Origin of the sequence: Shewanella sp. Isolate11 (assembly GCF_022398315.1) — a bacterium.
Lineage (GTDB): Bacteria > Pseudomonadota > Gammaproteobacteria > Enterobacterales > Shewanellaceae > Shewanella.
This window is the reverse complement of sequence record NZ_JAKEVF010000001.1, coordinates 854,439-872,232: the sequence shown is the minus strand read 5'-3', so window position 1 is coordinate 872,232 and position 17,794 is coordinate 854,439. Positions and strand designations below refer to the sequence as shown.

Annotated in this window: 17 protein-coding genes; 8 read left to right on the top strand and 9 right to left on the bottom strand. The window is 42.9% G+C overall.

Annotation, left to right across the window (positions count from 1 at the left end; translation table 11 throughout):
* Positions 1 to 217 precede the first annotated feature (217 nt).
* Positions 218 to 1,762, top strand: a complete 1,545-nt coding sequence (locus tag L1D21_RS03835) for a S41 family peptidase (protein ID WP_239843899.1) — start codon at positions 218 to 220, stop codon at positions 1,760 to 1,762.
* A gap of 12 nt (positions 1,763 to 1,774) precedes the next feature.
* Positions 1,775 to 2,176: a hypothetical protein gene (locus L1D21_RS03830; RefSeq protein ID WP_239843898.1), complete on the top strand. Its 402-nt coding sequence runs from the start codon at positions 1,775 to 1,777 to the stop codon at positions 2,174 to 2,176.
* A gap of 151 nt (positions 2,177 to 2,327) precedes the next feature.
* Here the strand turns inward: L1D21_RS03830 and rsmS are convergent, their stop codons facing one another.
* Positions 2,328 to 2,510 (bottom strand): pleiotropic regulatory protein RsmS, encoded by a 183-nt coding sequence (gene rsmS / locus L1D21_RS03825; protein WP_239843897.1) that lies wholly within the window; start codon positions 2,508 to 2,510, stop codon positions 2,328 to 2,330.
* A 121-nt stretch (positions 2,511 to 2,631) separates the two neighbouring features.
* Positions 2,632 to 4,467: a S8 family serine peptidase gene (locus L1D21_RS03820; protein ID WP_239843896.1), complete on the bottom strand. Its 1,836-nt coding sequence runs from the start codon at positions 4,465 to 4,467 to the stop codon at positions 2,632 to 2,634.
* Positions 4,468 to 4,849: 382 nt separating this feature from the next.
* Here L1D21_RS03820 and L1D21_RS03815 point away from each other — a divergent pair, with 382 nt between their 5' ends.
* Positions 4,850 to 5,101 (top strand): hypothetical protein, encoded by a 252-nt coding sequence (locus tag L1D21_RS03815; RefSeq protein ID WP_239843895.1) that lies wholly within the window; start codon positions 4,850 to 4,852, stop codon positions 5,099 to 5,101.
* 50 nt (positions 5,102 to 5,151) lie between these two features.
* Here L1D21_RS03815 and L1D21_RS03810 read toward each other — a convergent pair whose 3' ends face one another.
* On the bottom strand, positions 5,152 to 5,604 hold the full coding sequence (locus L1D21_RS03810; protein ID WP_239843894.1) for a YaiI/YqxD family protein: 453 nt from the start codon (positions 5,602 to 5,604) through the stop codon (positions 5,152 to 5,154).
* Between the two features lie 162 nt (positions 5,605 to 5,766).
* Here L1D21_RS03810 and L1D21_RS03805 point away from each other — a divergent pair, with 162 nt between their 5' ends.
* Positions 5,767 to 6,471 (top strand): DUF2461 domain-containing protein, encoded by a 705-nt coding sequence (locus tag L1D21_RS03805; RefSeq protein WP_239843893.1) that lies wholly within the window; start codon positions 5,767 to 5,769, stop codon positions 6,469 to 6,471.
* Between the two features lie 20 nt (positions 6,472 to 6,491).
* Entirely contained in the window at positions 6,492 to 7,124 is a 633-nt protein-coding gene (locus L1D21_RS03800) for a glutathione S-transferase (protein WP_239843892.1), read from the top strand.
* Positions 7,125 to 7,168: 44 nt separating this feature from the next.
* Here the strand turns inward: L1D21_RS03800 and L1D21_RS03795 are convergent, their stop codons facing one another.
* Positions 7,169 to 8,047, bottom strand: a complete 879-nt coding sequence (locus L1D21_RS03795; RefSeq protein WP_239843891.1) for a patatin family protein — start codon at positions 8,045 to 8,047, stop codon at positions 7,169 to 7,171.
* Between the two features lie 45 nt (positions 8,048 to 8,092).
* On the bottom strand, positions 8,093 to 8,572 hold the full coding sequence (locus tag L1D21_RS03790) for a MarR family transcriptional regulator (RefSeq protein WP_239843890.1): 480 nt from the start codon (positions 8,570 to 8,572) through the stop codon (positions 8,093 to 8,095).
* 211 nt (positions 8,573 to 8,783) lie between these two features.
* Here L1D21_RS03790 and L1D21_RS03785 point away from each other — a divergent pair, with 211 nt between their 5' ends.
* The 3 genes from L1D21_RS03785 (at position 8,784) to L1D21_RS03775 (ending at position 11,379) form a co-directional block, all read left to right on the top strand.
* Positions 8,784 to 10,178, top strand: coding sequence for an RsmB/NOP family class I SAM-dependent RNA methyltransferase (locus L1D21_RS03785; protein ID WP_239843889.1), 1,395 nt, complete (start codon positions 8,784 to 8,786; stop codon positions 10,176 to 10,178).
* Between the two features lie 114 nt (positions 10,179 to 10,292).
* Complete coding sequence (locus L1D21_RS03780) at positions 10,293 to 10,505, top strand: hypothetical protein (RefSeq protein ID WP_239843888.1); 213 nt, start codon at positions 10,293 to 10,295, stop codon at positions 10,503 to 10,505.
* Positions 10,506 to 10,884: 379 nt separating this feature from the next.
* Entirely contained in the window at positions 10,885 to 11,379 is a 495-nt protein-coding gene (locus L1D21_RS03775; RefSeq protein ID WP_239843887.1) for a glutathione peroxidase, read from the top strand.
* 1,071 nt (positions 11,380 to 12,450) lie between these two features.
* Here the strand turns inward: L1D21_RS03775 and L1D21_RS03770 are convergent.
* From L1D21_RS03770 to phoR, 4 genes are all read right to left on the bottom strand, one after another.
* Positions 12,451 to 14,247: a M1 family metallopeptidase gene (locus L1D21_RS03770; RefSeq protein ID WP_239843886.1), complete on the bottom strand. Its 1,797-nt coding sequence runs from the start codon at positions 14,245 to 14,247 to the stop codon at positions 12,451 to 12,453.
* 444 nt (positions 14,248 to 14,691) lie between these two features.
* Positions 14,692 to 15,018: a N(4)-acetylcytidine aminohydrolase gene (yqfB, locus tag L1D21_RS03765; protein ID WP_239843885.1), complete on the bottom strand. Its 327-nt coding sequence runs from the start codon at positions 15,016 to 15,018 to the stop codon at positions 14,692 to 14,694.
* 283 nt (positions 15,019 to 15,301) lie between these two features.
* Positions 15,302 to 16,273: a phosphate ABC transporter substrate-binding protein PstS family protein gene (locus L1D21_RS03760; RefSeq protein WP_239843884.1), complete on the bottom strand. Its 972-nt coding sequence runs from the start codon at positions 16,271 to 16,273 to the stop codon at positions 15,302 to 15,304.
* Positions 16,274 to 16,497: 224 nt separating this feature from the next.
* Positions 16,498 to 17,787, bottom strand: coding sequence for a phosphate regulon sensor histidine kinase PhoR (gene phoR, locus L1D21_RS03755; protein WP_239844183.1), 1,290 nt, complete (start codon positions 17,785 to 17,787; stop codon positions 16,498 to 16,500).
* Between the last annotated feature and the right edge of the window lie 7 nt (positions 17,788 to 17,794).

Sequence of the window (17,794 nt, the reverse complement as noted above, 5' to 3'; positions counted from 1 at the left end):
TAAGTACCTGTGACTTCTAAACTATTTACTTTAATCACCCAGCAGCATAATGCAATAAATTACGTATTTTTCCCCTTAGGAATAATTTATTAATTTGACTGACGTCAAGACTGACATTGATTAAGCATCTGTTATAGAATTGTTTTATTGGTTATCAAACCAGCAGTTAGCGGTTCTCCACTTGTGGATGAAAAATACTAATTTACAAGGATTGATTATGACGTTTTTTCGCTTGTCTCAACTTGGTGGTTTTCTTGCCAGCACGCTGATTTTAACGGCTTGTGGCGGTTCCAGTAGCGATAACAAAGAGGAGTTGACTTGGGTTCAAGGAGAGTTTGCCCCCTACAGCACCTTTGCTGGACAGTGTGAAGCAAGCAACAGTAACTTCGCGCTTAACGAGAAGCTTTGGTTACGCTCTTGGAGTAATGACACTTATCTTTGGTATGACGAGATTATCGATACCGACCCTACACCATATAGTGTCTTAGAGTATTTCGATCTGTTAAAAACCACTGAACTCTCCCCTACGGGCAATCTTAAAGATCAATTCCACTTTTCCATGCCTACCAGCGAGTGGGAAGCATTAAACCAATCAGGGGCTTCTGTTGGCTACGGCTTTAATATTTACCTACAACAAGCCAGTGCAACCACAGATAGGCAAGTGACAATTACCTATAGCGAACCTAACTCACCAGCGACAGATGCCAGTATTGAGCGCGGCGCAATAATTGTCAGTATCGATGGCGTTAGTGTTAAAGATGCGAATGACAGTGACTCCATCGCCATCTTAAATAACGGTTTATTCCCCGATGAAGATGGACAACAAACCCTATTCGGTATTCTCGATTTAGGAGCTACTCAAGTGCGCAATGTAACGCTCACCGCGCAAACAGTAACTTCGACACCGGTACAAAATGTGAAAACGCTCAGCACTACTTCGGGCAACGTAGGTTATATGCAATTTAACTCGCATATTGCCACCGCCGAACGTGGCTTGTTTGACGCTATCACCTCCCTTAAGAATACTGGAGTTAGCGATCTGGTACTCGACCTACGTTATAACGGCGGAGGACTGCTGGCCATGGCTAGTCAAATGGCTTACATGGTTGCAGGATCTCAGGCCACTCAAAACAAAATTTTCGAATTGAGCACCTTTAACGACAAGTATCCAACCACTAATCCTGTCACCGGTGAAACCTTATCTCCGATGCCGTTTTACAACTCAACCTTGGGTTTCAACACTTCACTGTTGTCTTCAGGACAAGCCTTGCCTACATTGGATTTAAAACGTGTCTATGTGCTCACGACTGATGATACCTGTTCGGCCAGTGAGGCTATTATCAATAGCCTAAGGGGAATTGATATCGAGGTGATTCAACTCGGGTCTACCACCTGTGGTAAGCCTTATGGCTTCTATCCAACACCGAACTGCGGTGAAACATATTTCTCAGTACAATTTAGAGGCGAAAATAACAAAGGTTTTGGCGATTACTCAGATGGCTTTATGCCGAGTCAAAGTCCAACTTTAGAGAGTGAAATTCAGGGATGTCAGTTAAGTGATGACTTTGAACATGCTTTGGGTGACCCCAACGAACGCTTATTATCGGCCGCACTCTATTATCGTGATAACGCCAGTTGCCCAGCGGGCACTCGAAGTATCGCCAAAATGCCCACTCAAACCCAGTTCGTTGATCAAGGTTTTATCTTGCAAGATACTCGTATGCAGACTGTGCTTAAAAATAGTCGTATTTTGAGTCAATAACCCGAGGTGAATATGAGTTTTCATCGCACACTCATCGCCTCGTTAGGGTTGGTATTGCTACTTTCAGACTGTTCATTGCAGGCAGAAAGTAGCCCACAACCGCTTAAACCTGGGCTCATCATCAAGCCAAACCCCGCTTGCACGGCGGAGTTACAACAGGCCATAGCCCTATTGCTCGACGTAGAACAAGTCACAATTGCCAGTGATGCTTTTACCCAATCTAACCGACTGACATTGGAGCGCAAACAACATCGAGATGCTAACGGCCAACTGGTCATGGGACGAACCTTGACCATACCAACAAACGTGCAGCTTCTGATGCAGGGAAAACAATATTTGCTTCAAGATGAACAAGGTAATCAAACTCAGTTGCTAAGTTCCGAGCTTTGCAAGCTTAGTGCGAAAACAAGGTAGTTAAAATAAGTACGTTAAAATAAGCTCTCTGTACTCATACCCAGTATGGTTCCAGTATTGCTTATCAGATACTTCAACAAAAAAGCCACCGCGACAAGCAGTGGCTTTTCATTGAGGATCGATGGAAGATTAACAATGATGTTTATACCTATCAGTTTATCGCCAGTTTGTTGACTAAATCCTGCTTTACGATTTCCAGCGCAGCTAATGCAACTTTGGGCTCAATTCCGTGAGTTTCCAGCAGATAGATTAAATCTACCGCCAACTTTACTTCATCACTGGCCTGCGCGAGTGCCGAATCATTATCTAACTTAGGCTTTTGATCTGCTGTCATTATCTAATATTAGTTATCATTTAATCTAACAAGTTTCACACACTTATTTAGCTGCAACAAGCTTAAGCGTCAGCCATAAAAAAACGCAGCATAAGCTGCGTTTTTTATCTTATATTAAAGATTAAAAGACTACCGTTACATCCGCAGTACAGGTTGAAGTACCCGCATCACATGCTTTGTAAGTATAGCTTCCGCCACCTTTAGTATTAATAACGTCAGCATAAGTAGTGCTTGCTGAAGTGGTCGCAATTTGACTGCCATCACGATAAACATCAACACTAGCCCCTGCTGCTCCGCTGAAGGTTAAGTCAACGTTTTTAACACCTCTACTCTTATAACCATTAGCAGAGATAGTGAAGTCACCACCCGTTTCACCGCCAGTATCACCACCGTTATCGCCACCAGCACAGCCATTAGCTGTCAGGTAAGCATCTGCAGCCGCTGCCTGAACGATACCGTAACCGAAGTACTCATCGTGACCTGAAGCACCGCTGTCCATGGCTGTAGCTTTAAGAGCCTCACGGATCTCACTACCCGTACATTCATTATGGTTAGACCATACCAATGCCGCAACACCTGATACCGCTGGCGTAGCCATAGATGTACCACTCATAAAACCATAATCAGCAGTACCAATATTCACAGTAGCAGTCGACGCTGCTAGGATAGCCGCGCGATCTTCAAATGCTGCACCAACCGCTGGAATAGAAGTGGTATTGGTGTCACCTAGAGTACCGTATAGCATGCCTGATTCGTTATTAATCACGATAGCACCTATACCACCAGAGGCCTCACAGTTAGCTACTTTGTCATGGAATGAAATTGTGCCGCGATCGATAACACAAATGTTACCGTTAGCACCTGTATCAGTTGTATCAGCAATGCCCATGTAATAGGTATTTCCTGAAGCATTACCCGAATTTTCCATTGCACTGCTAGCAATAAAGCCACCATCAACCGTCAATGCAGCCGATGTCGCCATACCTGCAGGATAAGTTGACAGCGTATCTACACCACCCGCAGTAACTTCAACACAAATGGTTTCATCGGTAGTCGCTTTTTTACCACGACCTGTTGTACAAGAAGGGAATTGCGAGAAATCGGCAATATCGTTGTTGGCATCGTTAGCACCGACCATCATTACCGAAGAATAACCGGCTGGATAAGAACGGACATTATTGCCATCGTTACCCGCAGCAGCAACCACGAGTCCCCCTGCATCAACGAAGCCTTGGAAAGCATTCGATTCAACAGAGCTAGCACCACCACCACCAAGACTCATACTGATAATGTTGGCACCCGCTGCGCTACATAAATTAGTCGCATGAGCGAGATCAGAAGAGTATCCCCAACCATCTTCGTTGAAGACTTTAATAATGTGCATATCCACACCTGGTGCCATACCGATAACACCTATATTGTTATCTTCGGCACCAATGGTCCCTGCAACGTGGGTACCGTGTGGCCCCCCATTGACGTTCCAGCTACCAGTGCCAGAATCGTTATCACCAGAAATATTATTCCACACAAAGTCAGGGTTAGATGCATCTAAGCCTGAATCGATAATACATACTTTCATACCGGCTGCGCTATTGAATGAAAGCTGATCAGCTTGAGATTGATACACAGCGTAAGGAGTCACTTGCTGAGTCATAGGATCACCAGCATCGTCACTAAAACTCATCAGGTGACGGCGTTGATCCGCTTCCACCAACTTAACATGAGGGTTGTTCAGCAAGCCTTTAACTTGAGATAGGTCTTTACCACTAAAGGTCGCAGCAATAAAACCATTACCATCGACGTGGACCTGAGCACCTAATTGCTTGGCTAAAGCTTTAACAACACCTTTGTTGGCGTTGTCGACTTGGATGATATAACGGTTATCATCAGCGAAAGCTTGAGTAGAAATGCCTAATCCAATGGCAATTAGCGTAGTTGCTAACTTCGTAAGTTTCATTAAGGTCTCTCCATTATAATTTTTTATCTAGAGTTACTTATGTGAATTCTATTCAAAACAGCCAATACAACAATATTAACGTCTGAGGTAGCCGCTAATTTTGGTGTTTTCCACCACATAGTCAGCACAAACTATCACACCAACCAACCAGCAACAAGCGATTAACACTGGTGAAACATTAATTATATTTCGTCATACAAAATGACAAAAGCCACACACCAAACCCACCTAACGCTTAATTTAAGCTGATAATGATTCGGGTGTGTTGTTCTTTGCTGTTTTGAAAGATCAACCCGCCATATTTATAGAGATAAGCACTGCAGGCTGCCGAATAAGGCTGATATACTCAGCAAAAGATAAATAACCCATAGTGATTTAGATTATGAGCGATACAAGCGTCCCTAAGACACAGAAGTTAGATTTTTCGGCCATCAATAGCAGCACGGCAAAATCATTTAATGAGCAAAAAAATCTAATTAAAAGATTGTTTAAAGGCAAAAGTGCCAACTGTGAAGTGTGCCAGCAACCCTTACAATTAATCGTGCCAGCCGACAATCAAACCCGCGGAAAATATGGTGTATTTTGTAAAAAAGGCTGCACCGATATTGAGCTAGAAATGGAAGTGATTGGCTAGCAGCCCATATTAATTAAAAAGTGCCAATGAAAAGCTGCTAATTAAATTATTTAACGCTTGTGATAGCGGGTAATAAACTTATCCAATTGATTGGCGAAAGCCTGTTTTTCGCTTTGGCCAATCGCTGCGGGCCCGCCAGTTTGTACTCCGCTGGCACGCATCGTATCCATAAAGTCACGCATATTGAGAATAGATTTAATATTATGGATGCTATATAACTCCCCTCGAGGGTTTAGCGCCACGCCACCTTTATCAATCACTTCTGACGCTAAGGGAATATCAGCGGTGATCACTAAATCCCCGGCATCCAGACGCTTCACAATTTCATCATCAGCCACATCGAAACCCGACGAAACCGTCAACAGTTTAATAAAACGCGATGGCGGAATACGCATACTATGATTAGCCACTAAAGTCATTTCAACTTCAGCGCGATCCGCTGCACGAAATAAGATCTCTTTAATTACGCCTGGGCAAGCGTCGGCATCGACCCAAATTTTCATCTCTTTATCCTACTTAACAGCTCTCTTTATTGGCCAATACTTTAACAGCTAATCGACCAAATCTCCTGCATGAATATCTGTGAATCACGCGGAATTTTTGGAGTAACACTTTAGCGATGAATATGATAATTTTAAATCAGACTTCACTCACCTTAACCCATTATGCCTCAAGCCGGAACTCAACCAAGCAACACCTTTTTTAAGCCCGAGTGCTTAGATTTTCTCGCCAAACTGCAGGCCAACAATAACCGTGACTGGTTTAAAACCAATCAAGCCCAATATGAAGCTCAAGTTCGCACGCCGGCGCTGAGGTTTATCGAAGCCATGGCGCCTCAAGTTAACCAATTATCACCAAGATTAACCGCAGTAGCCAAAAAAGTCGGCGGCAGCCTGATGCGTCCACAAAGAGATGCGCGCTTCAGCCACGATAAGACGCCCTATAAAATCAATGTCGGTATTCAATTTCGCCACTTTCAAGGCAAAGATGTCCACGCACCCGGTCTTTATCTGCATATTGCTAACGAGGGCTGTTTTCTTGGCGCCGGTATTTGGCATCCAGATAGCAAAGCACTAAATCAAATTCGCAGCTGTATTGATGACAATCCTAATGCCTACAAACAAGCCTTAGTTCAATTGAGTAAGGCCGGTTTTGCCATGCAAGGTGATAGTCTGATCAGACCGCCTAAAGGTTTTGACAAAACTCACCCCATGTTAGAAGAGTTGAAGCGCAAAGATTTTATCGCTATCAAACCTGTCAGCAAGGAACAATTATTGAGCCAACATTTCGATACTTGGTGTACTGAACAATTTTTACAAACCAATAAGCTTATGAGTTATCTCTGTTTTGCACTCGAGCTCGATTACTAACTTTAAGGATAAAGTAGCCTATGAAACTCTACGAACTAGCCATTACTCCCAATGCCAAACGTGTCAATATTTTCCTCAACGAAATGGGGATTGAAATAGAACGAGTAGTTGTCAATGTTCGCGCCGGGGAGAACCTTAATCCCGAGTTTAAATCAAAGAGTATTAATGGCCGTATCCCACTGCTGGAACTCGATGATGGTCAAACTCTATGTGAGTCTGTGGCAATTTGCCGCTACTTCGATGAACTCAATCCCAGCGAACAATCGCTATTTGGCAACACTCCACTGGAAAAGGCACAAATAGAGATGTGGCAGCGAATTTGTGAACTACAAGGATTAAACTATGCGACTCAGGCCTTTAGAAATATTACCCAAGTTTACCAAGATAGAGAGCGCTGCGTAGCAGCATGGGGACACGAATCGCGTCTTAGGGTCATTGAATTTTTACCGACACTAGAAAAACAACTTCGCCAACAAGCTTATATCGCAGGTGAACGATTTACTATCGCCGATATCACAGCTTACACCTTCATCACCATGCTACCCAGACTCGAAATTAGCTTAGATGAAAAATTCACTCATTTATTAGCTTGGATAACTAAAGTAGAACAACGCCCAGCCATTATTGCGGTGAATAGTGCTTTACCAGCTTAAGCAAGGTATCGATTAACAAAGACGAAAAAATTAAGCTGGTGTAATTACTCACCAGCTAAAAAATCCAACAATTTAGGAATAAACGCTTTGCCCTCTTGCACACCACGATAATAAACTGCAGAGACTTTACTGATATCACGTTCCAATCGGGATAACCCCAGTGGTGTTACAGGCTGTAACACCAATGCCGAGCCTTGGCTTTGGGCTTTCTCTAAATCAACTAATGCCTGATTATAAACCTGATGGCGTTCGAGTAAGGCGTTAGCCACCTTGGGATAACGGCGATAAACCCGTTTGGCAAGCCACTTTAATTTAAACGCTGATTTTCGGTATTCACTTTCTTGGGTCAAAATCACCACTTGGCGCGAATAGCCATCTTTTCTCGCCTGAGCTAAAGGAATGGGTGCGCCAATGCCACCATCGAGATAGGGCACAGTGTCGATCACTGTCGGTTTAGAAATAAAAGGTAAGCTGCTGGAGGCGATTAATACATCAAGAAATCGCTGATGGTTGCTAAAGTCCTTCATACCAAAAAAGTCCGTTTCGCCGCTTAGGCAATTAAACGCACCGACTTTAAACTCACTACCACTGCTGGCGAAGGTATCAAAATCATAAGGCACTAATTCATTTGCCATGCGGCGATAGGTAAAATCGGTATTTACATAATTGCCGTCACGCAAGAGATGCTTCAATCCCATATAGCGTTTGTCACTCAAGAAGCCTTGCTGGATCTCGAGATTACGTCCTTGTTGACGGGAGAGGTATGATGCAGGGTAAATGGCACCTGCTGATACACCGACAAGATACTCAAAATGAATGTCTGCTTCGAGTAAAGCATCCAATACACCAGCAGTATATATAGCCCTAAGCCCACCGCCTTCGAGCACTAATGCCGTTTTAGCCGGCGTACAAATTTGAGTCATGGATCATGGGTTCCTGCATTAGCTCACAATTAAAGTGAGCCCAATTTATGCATCCTCAGGTTGAATATGGCCGACCAAAAGCACTGGGGCCGCATCAATTTCATTAGCATCCATCATAGAGGCAATACGCTCAACAGCTGACAACAACTGACTCTGCTCCCACTCTTCAAGGTTTTGATAACGTTTAATAAAGTGATCTTGTAGTGGCTTAGGCGCAGCACTCAAAATGGCAATCCCCGCCTCGCTCAGAGACAAATGCCATTTACGCTTATCTGACTGACTACGAGTCCGCACCACCAGCTCTCTCGCTTCGAGGCGATCAATAATGGTAGCAACGGTCGCTGGACTCAAAGCCACCTCTTGTGCAATATCTTTCGCCAACGGCCGATCCAGCTGGGAGATGGTTTGCATTACCATCAATTGAGGCCCAGTTAACCCCGACTGTTTATTGAGTTGCCGAGAATGTATATCGATAGCTCGGATCACTCGGCGCAGTGAAATTAATAGTTGTTCGTACTTTTCCATAACTCCCCTCTCATTTCAGCCGCACCATAACAGAAATAGTCTCTAAACACATGTCCCGAATAATAAAATAGTTAGGGTAAAGAGAGTATGATTATCTTTTAAACGGCTAATACCTGCATTTAATTGTAGCTAGTGACAATCTCGTCGCCATGGTGCAAACACTTCTGGTAAACTTGCGCTCATTACACCCAATTCGGCTAGGCATATTTTCATGGGCGACTCCAACACATCTTCATTTACATCTTCAGCTAGCGAGATTGAGGAGCAAATACAACAACTGCATCAAAATCTTGATGCGAACACCCCAGCCCAAAAGCGCGCATTAAGCTATAGCATTACTATTTGCCAACTGTTCAATCAAGTGCTGCAAAGCAAACTACCAGCCGATCGTATCATTGCCGAGTATTTTCGAGCCCATAAAAAGCACGGTTCGAAGGACCGACGTGTCATACGCGAAACCTTGTTTGCATTATTTCGTTGGTATGGCTGGTTACTGCAATTTAACGACCAGTATGACCTTAGCAGCAGCTGGTTTACCTCCTTGGTTATCACTGCAAAACTTGAACAGCACACTTGGCAAGATATCAACTTGGCTTGGCAACAGTTTGCTGGCCGACCAGAATTAGAGTCGATAATATCAATAGACGTTGAGCCACAACTGGTCGCCAAACAACACTGGTTGCAACAGGGTTTCCCCAAGCTTGATTTTGCCATTAAGCGTTTATTACCCGCTTGGTTTTGGTCTCATGCCCCCAAGTTATCTCACCAAGAGCAAGATGCTTTAGTCGAGTCTTTGTGCTCTCGCCCCCCTATCTGGGGACGTTTACAGGGTATTTCATTTAACGAAGCAATCGCTAAACTCAGCGCTGCCGATATCCAAGCTCAGGCTAGTCACTATTTTACCGATAGCATCAACTTAGGCCATAAGAGCATTAATCTCAATGGCTTATCTATTTATCGTGATGGTAAAGTTGAGATCCAAGATCTCGGCTCTCAGGTTATCGGTAATATTTGTGCTCCTAAGCCTGATGATAATTGGTGGGATTGTTGCAGTGGCGCTGGCGGAAAAAGCCTACAGCTGCGCTCCTTGATGTTACAACAAGACGCTTCTAGTACAGGAACCCTAGTCGCCTCAGATATTCGCCGTAAACCTTTAGCCGAACTAGAGAAAAGAGCACTGCGCGCCGGATTCAACAATATCAGCCTCTCACCTTGGCAAACCGACGAGCTACCAGTACCAGAAAGTCATTTCGATGGTGTGTTGGTCGATGCTCCTTGTAGCTGTACCGGCACTTGGCGACGTAATCCCGATATGCGCTGGTTAGATGATGAATCAGCAATTACTGATAAAGCGAGTCTGCAGTTGGATATTTTAACTCGCGCCTCCAAAGCGGTAAAAGTTGGCGGTCATCTTGTGTACGCCACTTGCTCCATAAGCCCGCAGGAAAACGAAGCTGTCGTCGAAGCATTTTTAGCCCAACATCCTCAGTTCCAAATTGAAACCGTGACCCACCCGTTTACTCAAGTGCAAGTGGAGATGTTAACTGTCCTTCCCTATCAAGCCGATAGCGATGGTATGTTTGTCGCTCGGATGATTAAAAATTAGCTTCACTTGGCCTTCATCATAATGCCCAAAAACTGTCACTGCATTGTCACTTTATCCTCTTAGGATGCGGTTAGCCGCTATGACGTGCTAAAACTGACAATGCAGAGGTATTTAATGTCGTATATTGATCATTCAGAAATTAATGAATTCGAATTGGGCGAAAATGACATCAGTCATCATGAAATATCAGACGAAGATGTCCCCTTGTGGCAACAAGATGACCAAGCCTGTTTGAAATCTAAACGCACTCGTGATCGTCGCCGTCAATATCAACAGCAAGAAGATAACAGTACAGATAGAAGCTATCGTGAATCCCGCTGGCGTTAGGCGCTAGTTATTCGATAGACGCAGGCACAAACAGCTAAGTAGTAACCACTTCTGGCTGGGCTGAACAAAGCTTATATCGCTATAAACCAAGCCTCTGCGCTTGGTTTCGTTTTACTCTGGTTTCAAAGCTTAGTTTTTAACTGTGATTTCAAACTCAATCTCTTAACTATGGGCACTAAACTTTGGTTTTATAGCTTGGCTCCCCAGTAACCCCTTTAGCCATCTTATTTAATTTTTATCTATAAAAATCAGAAAATAATAACTGAATCATCAAAGATGTCCTCCTTAAGACTGCTTAATTACTGTAATTTAGACAAAATTAAATTGCACACAATTTAATTTTACACTAGACTAATGATATTCAATATAGGAGAACACCATGACCAGCCAATCAAACTCTATCTATGATTATTCCGTCACCAACATCGACGGCACTAGCCGTTCAATGAGTGATTTTAAAGGTAAGGTATTACTGATAGTAAATACCGCAAGTAAGTGTGGCTTCACTCCACAGTACAAAGCACTACAAGCGCTTTATGATACTTATGGTGCTGATAAGTTTGCTGTTCTCGGTTTTCCTTGCAACCAATTTGGCAAGCAAGAACAAGCTGATGAAGCAGAAATTAGCCAATTCTGCGAACTTAACTTTGGGGTTAATTTCCCACTTTTCGCCAAAATCGAAGTCAATGGTGATAAAGCAGATCCCTTATACAAGTTTTTAAAAAAACAAGCTAAGGGATTATTAGGTAGTGAATCCATTAAGTGGAATTTCACCAAGTTCTTAGTCAGCGCCGAAGGCCAAGTATTAGAACGCTTTGCTCCAACAACGACACCAGAATCTTTGGAACAAAAAATAAAAGCTTTAGTTAATTAATCCAAACATTTATCGAGAATGATACAAAAAAACAAAATAAAGCTGTTCATTTTTTGAACTTATTTTAATTCAATAACTCCAATTATTGAACGCGAAGAGTTTGTTTTCATGTTCATCATTCTCCCTGGGACTTCTAGCGCAGTCCCCTTGATCTTAAATAGATCGACAGGCAACCTCCTAGGTTGCCTTTTTTTATGGTTTGTTTTTAAATAAAAAAAACAACCACTTAATATTAACATCGAAAGAAAATGCAAAATAAATCAAAAAAATCTCATCCTGCAGTGAACTAATTTATATTTTATCACTCTGATAATATGTAACAGATTTTTCATCATTTTTGTTCATTCTCCTCCCTTTGGTGACAGTTTAAGTCCCAAGAGCATCGCCACCGCTAGCGCACTTGGCCAGATGACTCGTAAATACTTCGTTATGGCAACCTTGGGTTGCCATTTTTTTTAAACAATTTTCATCTAGAAAGACAATTTAAGCCTTAATACTAATGGCAATAACAGATCAAAAGTTTAGGCTTGGGTAGAGAAAACTAGTGAATTCATAATCAATCGAAATTTTTTCATCACTGACGGGAACTAAGATTATTTTTTCCACTCTGATATTAGGTAACAGATTTTTCATCATTTTTGTTCATAACCTCCCTTTGGTGACCGACTGGTCCCAAGAGCATCAACCAACGCTAGCGCACTTGGACAGATGACTCGCAAATACTTTGTTTATGGCAACCTTTGGTTGCCATTTTTTTTGCCTTCTCAAATCTAGTTTTTAGAAATAGCAGCCCCTGCTAATCCATTAGCCCACGATCAGCTAATAATACCAATCGCAGTAATTATCTGATCATTCCTGCTAGTTAAAACCGCCGATAACCATGTTGTAAATTTTGTATTAGAATAACTAGTTACTGTAATTTACGCCTTGTTATCGACAATTTTCCCTGCGCCCATTCTTTTATAAAGCGGGCTGATCACTAATTTACTTTGATTGGTATAACAATCGGTATAAAAGGCAGACTATAAAAAAGCGGCCACTAGAGCCGCTGTTAATCAAACTGAAATCGATTTAATCAGTTAAAAAGTCACTTAATTGTTTATCTAACTGCACGGCTAATGAAGGGTGATAGCCAGCGCGAGCTTGACGATAGACAGCCTTAATATCCGTTTTATAGCCCGCCACTTGAAGCGCCGCATATAGAGGCCGGACAAACTTGGCTCTACCTATGCGGCTCAAGTAGGATTCGACTAACGGCAACACTGCATCATAATGATTACGAATGGTTACTTTAAACCAGTCACAGGCGATTTCAGCATTAGTCGAATGACTAAAATCAAATTGACTGTCTAGCTGCTGCAACTGCTGATGAGTGAGTATTTGTGGCAAACTGGCCAAGAAGTATTGCCAATGATGTACGCGCCAGCTCTCGGTACCCTGCTTGTCTATTTCACCAGTCGCTTGCCAATGCTTCAACAAGCTATCGACTTTATCTAGACTGTCTGAGGTCGGTGCAACAAACCAACTGGGCATGCCAGTGGCATAAACCCACTCTAACAGCTCTTGCTCGCTGATCTTGTCTTTATGCTCAACCAGTAACGTCCGCTTAGCGTAATCGACAAAAGTTTCTGTGGTTATGGCTTTAAAGGCAAAATGATTCACATAAGTAAACAAGAAACGGTCAAACTCATTGCGTCCAAGACGCTTTTCCAGCTCATGGACAAACATCGATGCTTTATCGTAAGTAAAACGATTAAACGCATCATTTGGATCCCCTTGTTGTACATTTGCCGGTAAGGTTTGCGTTTCTAATGGCAAAGTAGACAGTTCTTGCTGTAAGCGACCATACTCTAACACCACTTCAAGCTGAGCTAGCTCTTTACCATAAACAGCTTCGACGATGCGATTGGTAAAATATGTGGTAAAGCCTTCGTTTAGCCATAAATCGCGCCAAGTCGCATTACTGACTAAATTGCCCGTCCAAGAATGGGCTAATTCGTGAGCAACTGTGGATACCAGACTCTTATCACCAGCAATTAATGTTGGTGTCATAAAGGCCAAGCACGGATTTTCCATACCACCAAATGGAAAGCTCGGTGGCAGTACTAACATATCGTAACGTCCCCACTGATAAGGCCCGAGTAACGACTCGGCAATCTCCACCATCTGCTCGGTATCTTCAAACTCACAAACTGCTGCCTGTAACACTTCCGGCTCGGCATACACGCCGGTACGGTCACCTAATGCACCAAAATCTAGAGCGCCTACCGCAATCGCCATCAGATGCGTTGGCATCGGCTTTTCCATGGTAAAACTAAAACAGCCATTTAAAGCGGCTTGAGGATCATTCATCGCACTCATCACCGCACGCATACCTATTGGTGCTGTAACTTTGGCGTCAAAGGTGATTCTGGCTTTAGGAGTATCTTGCAAAGGGATCCAGCTACGGGCATTGATCGGTTGAGACTGGCTAAACAGGAAAGGCTGCTTTTTACCACTGGTTTGTGCAGGAGTTAACCATTGTAAGCCTTGAGCTTTGGGACTGGTCTGATAATCAATCTGCACATGCGACGTTGCAGATTGCAATGTGATAGCCAATCGTTGACCGCGAATCGAATCTTGTTGATCAAAACTAAAACACAATAGTTTGCCATCTTGATCAGATACTTTTTCAATAAGCAAATCTCGACTATCTAAATACAAGTTACGACAGCTGGAATCGACATAGTTTAAATCTAAGCGTGCACAGCCCGTTAGCCGCTTTTGCTCAAAATCCACCTCAAGCTCAAGGGTTAAATGTGATACTTGAATTTGCTCTACATTGGCAAACGAATGGTAGTCATGATTATTATCCCATTGCTCTAACACTGGCTTTCCTTTCGTGATTGATTTTTATTAGTTTTGATTATCGGCTGTTATTACTCAGATTTGCAGCAGGTATTTATTACCGTAATTTGTTACAGCCACTTGTTGCAGCCATCCATAGCCGAAAACAGCAATAGTGCATTTTAGCTCTAGGCAAAGAGGTTGTCATTGAGATTGGCCTACTATAGTGAGGCTATTTTAGCTGCTTAAACACAAGGTTAACTTTTATTAATGCAAAAATTTTAAATTATTTCTGAACTAATCTGAATCTAAGCACTCTGAATATATGAACAGAATTTACAGTGATTAATTGTTATTCCCTGCAAGAGTTCAATTAATCATTAATGCTTTCATAGTTCATCATCATTCCCTTTTAGATAGTTTTTAGCGCAGCTATCACAAGCTTCCAATTTGGAACTTTAGGCGACCTAATTTAGGTCGCTTTTTTTATGCTTTCCCATCAACGACTAATTCAAAAGTAATCACATAAAGCTGATCTACATTGGGATAAATATCGCCAATAATAAGTTTTAACTCAGCCAATGTTATGTTTTCTTGCTTGGCATGATATGTAGTTAACTCTCCATACCTAACCGGCACGACAGAGATGACTTTTATCGCAGCAAACCAACGTCCGTCTTCAAAAGTCGACAGCTGAACAATGCTCCCAGGCTCAAGCTCTTTTTCTGTAGCATCTCGAATGGTGATGGTTTTCTTTCCCGATAAAATATCGGCTTCAAATCGTTCAAAGAAAGTGATTTCAGATAAACTCATGGCGATCTCTATTAGCAAAGACAAACTGGTATTGAGTGCTAACTGTAAACACTATTGCGAAACTAAAGAAGGTTGGCAGAAGAAACAATCTAAAAGTTTTAGGCTTGGGTATTTTGGTTCACAAGAAATGTTCCAGACACAAATATCAAACCTGTCCATCCCTGGGGTTTGACATAAGTGTTCCAGACACAAATATCAAACCTATCCATCCCTGGGCTTTGACATAAGTGTTCCAGACACAAAAAAGGCCTCAAATGAGGCCTTTTTGCATAAGGTTCGAAAGTTATAGGCGGATGCCTGCTTTCTCTAGGTCTTTAGCCGTTACACTGCGAGGAAGTGGAACATAACCATCTTTCTCAACGATTTGCTGACCTTGCTTAGATAAGATAAAGCGTAGGAACTCACGTTCTAGTGGCGCTAAATCTTTGTTTGGATGCTTGTTCACGTAGACATATAGATAACGTGATAGTGGGTAGCTACCGTCAGCAGCGTGCTCTGGTGTCGCAGGGACAAAGTCATTGCCTTTCTTAGAGATAGCTACGGCTTTAACACCCGCAGTCTTATAACCAATACCAGAATAACCAATAGCGTTAAGTGACTGAGATACAGATTGTACAACAGACGCAGAACCCGGTTGCTCGTTCACATTAGCTTTGAAGTCACCTTTACACAGTGCTTTCTTCTTGAAGTAACCGTAAGTACCCGATACTGAGTTACGACCATAAAGCTGTACGTCTTTAGCTGACCAGTCACCCGTTAGGCCAAGGTCACCCCAACGCTGAACGTCATTACCGCCACACTTGTGAGTCGCAGAGAAGATACCGTCAATTTGGTCAATACTTAGACCTTGGATTGGGTTATCTTTGTGTACGAATACGGCGAGAGCATCGATAGCAACACGGATCATTGTTGGTTGGTAACCATAATGCTTTTCGAACGCTTCAACTTCGTTAGGCTTCATCTTACGGCTCATTGGGCCGAACTGAGAAGTACCTTCAGTAAGTGCTGGTGGCGCAGTAGAAGAACCTGCTGCTTGGATTTGGATATTAACGTTAGGGTACATCTCTTTATATTCTTCAGCCCATAACGTCATCATGTTGGCTAGCGTGTCTGAACCGACAGAAGACAGGTTACCCGATACGCCACTGCTTTTTTCATAAGTAGGTAATGATGGGTCAATAGCGGCCATCGAGGCTGCTGAAAATACACTAGCGGCCGTTAAACTCACCGCACCAACAAGCTGTTTAAGTTTCATTCTATGCTCCAGTGTTAAGCGAACTTGCTTACTCTCTCTATTTAAGTTGCAGCTAGTATCAAACGCCACGATGACAAGTCTATGACTGAGATGTGACACTTAGATGACAAAACGCACTATTTTCGCTTTTTTAGGATTTTTTCTGGTTCTATTGTCAAATCATAGTCATTTGAAATGACAAACGCCGTCATAAAAGACGGCGTTTGTGTAACAATTCCTGAGCACTACTCCAGCAAGTGATTTGGAATAATAAAACTAAAGCGACTGCCTTTACCCACTTTACTCTCTATCATCAAATCACTTTGGTGATGACTCAAGGCATGTTTAGTGATTGCTAGCCCCAGACCCGATCCACCGCTTTGGCGAGAACGCGCACTATCGACTCGATAGAAACGCTCAGTCAAGCGCGCCAAGTGTTGCGGCGCAATTCCCTCACCGGTATCGGTAACACTAAACTCGGCACCTAATGCAACTCGTTTCCAAGCAATTGCTACCTTACCACCGGGCTCAGTATATCGAATCGCGTTGGACACTAAGTTAGAGCAAGCACTTCTCAGTAACATCTCGTTGCCGTAAATATTAAGCTTAGGCGTACTGTCGAAACTTAATTCGTATTCATCCATTGCCAGCGCTTTGGCTTCTTCTTTTAAAGTATCCATCAACACAGTCATGTTAACCTTGGCTTCAAGATTAACAGCAGAGGCATCTTCGATACGCGAGAGCACTAATAACTGCTCAACCATAGAGCGCATACGATTGGTCTGCTGCTGCATCTGATCCATCGCCTTAATACTGGGCGAATTAGGCTCAGCCATTCCCTGCATCATTTCAAGATAGCCTTGCAGTACCGTTAATGGCGTTTTAAGTTCATGAGAAACGTTGGCGACAAACTCTTTACGCATGCCTTCAAGCTGACGAATACGGGTTATATCTCGGGCAATCAATAATAATTGACCGGCACCATAACCCATAATACGGATTTCGAGCACCCGCCCTTCACTTTGGGTATCAATATACTCAAAGGGATCATCAAACTGAGCTTTTCTGAGATAGAGAGAAAAATCGGGATGGCGGATCAGGTTATCAATTCGTTGCCCATTATCTTGTGGCCAAACAAGCCCCAATAACAGCTGAGCTAATTTGTTACACCACAACATATTGAGTTGCGAGTCCAACACCACTGCCGCATCGGGCAGCGCTTCGGCACCTTGACGGAATCGGCTTAATAGATGCGCCAACTGGCCTACACGTTTACGATTCTTGCCTTGTAAACGATAGATACCATTAAACACCCCTTCCCAACTGCCATTGCCATTAGGTGGTGTCAGTCGTTTATCACGCCATAACCAAAAGTTAAGCCTAGATAACTGCTTGTAATGCCATAGAAGTAATCCAATACTAGCAAGCAACATCACCCACAAGACTTGGCCTACAACCAATCCAACCACAAAACTACACAGCAGAAAAAGTACTAAACGAGAAAGAAGTCGATACCCAGAATATGATTTAAACATAGAGAAA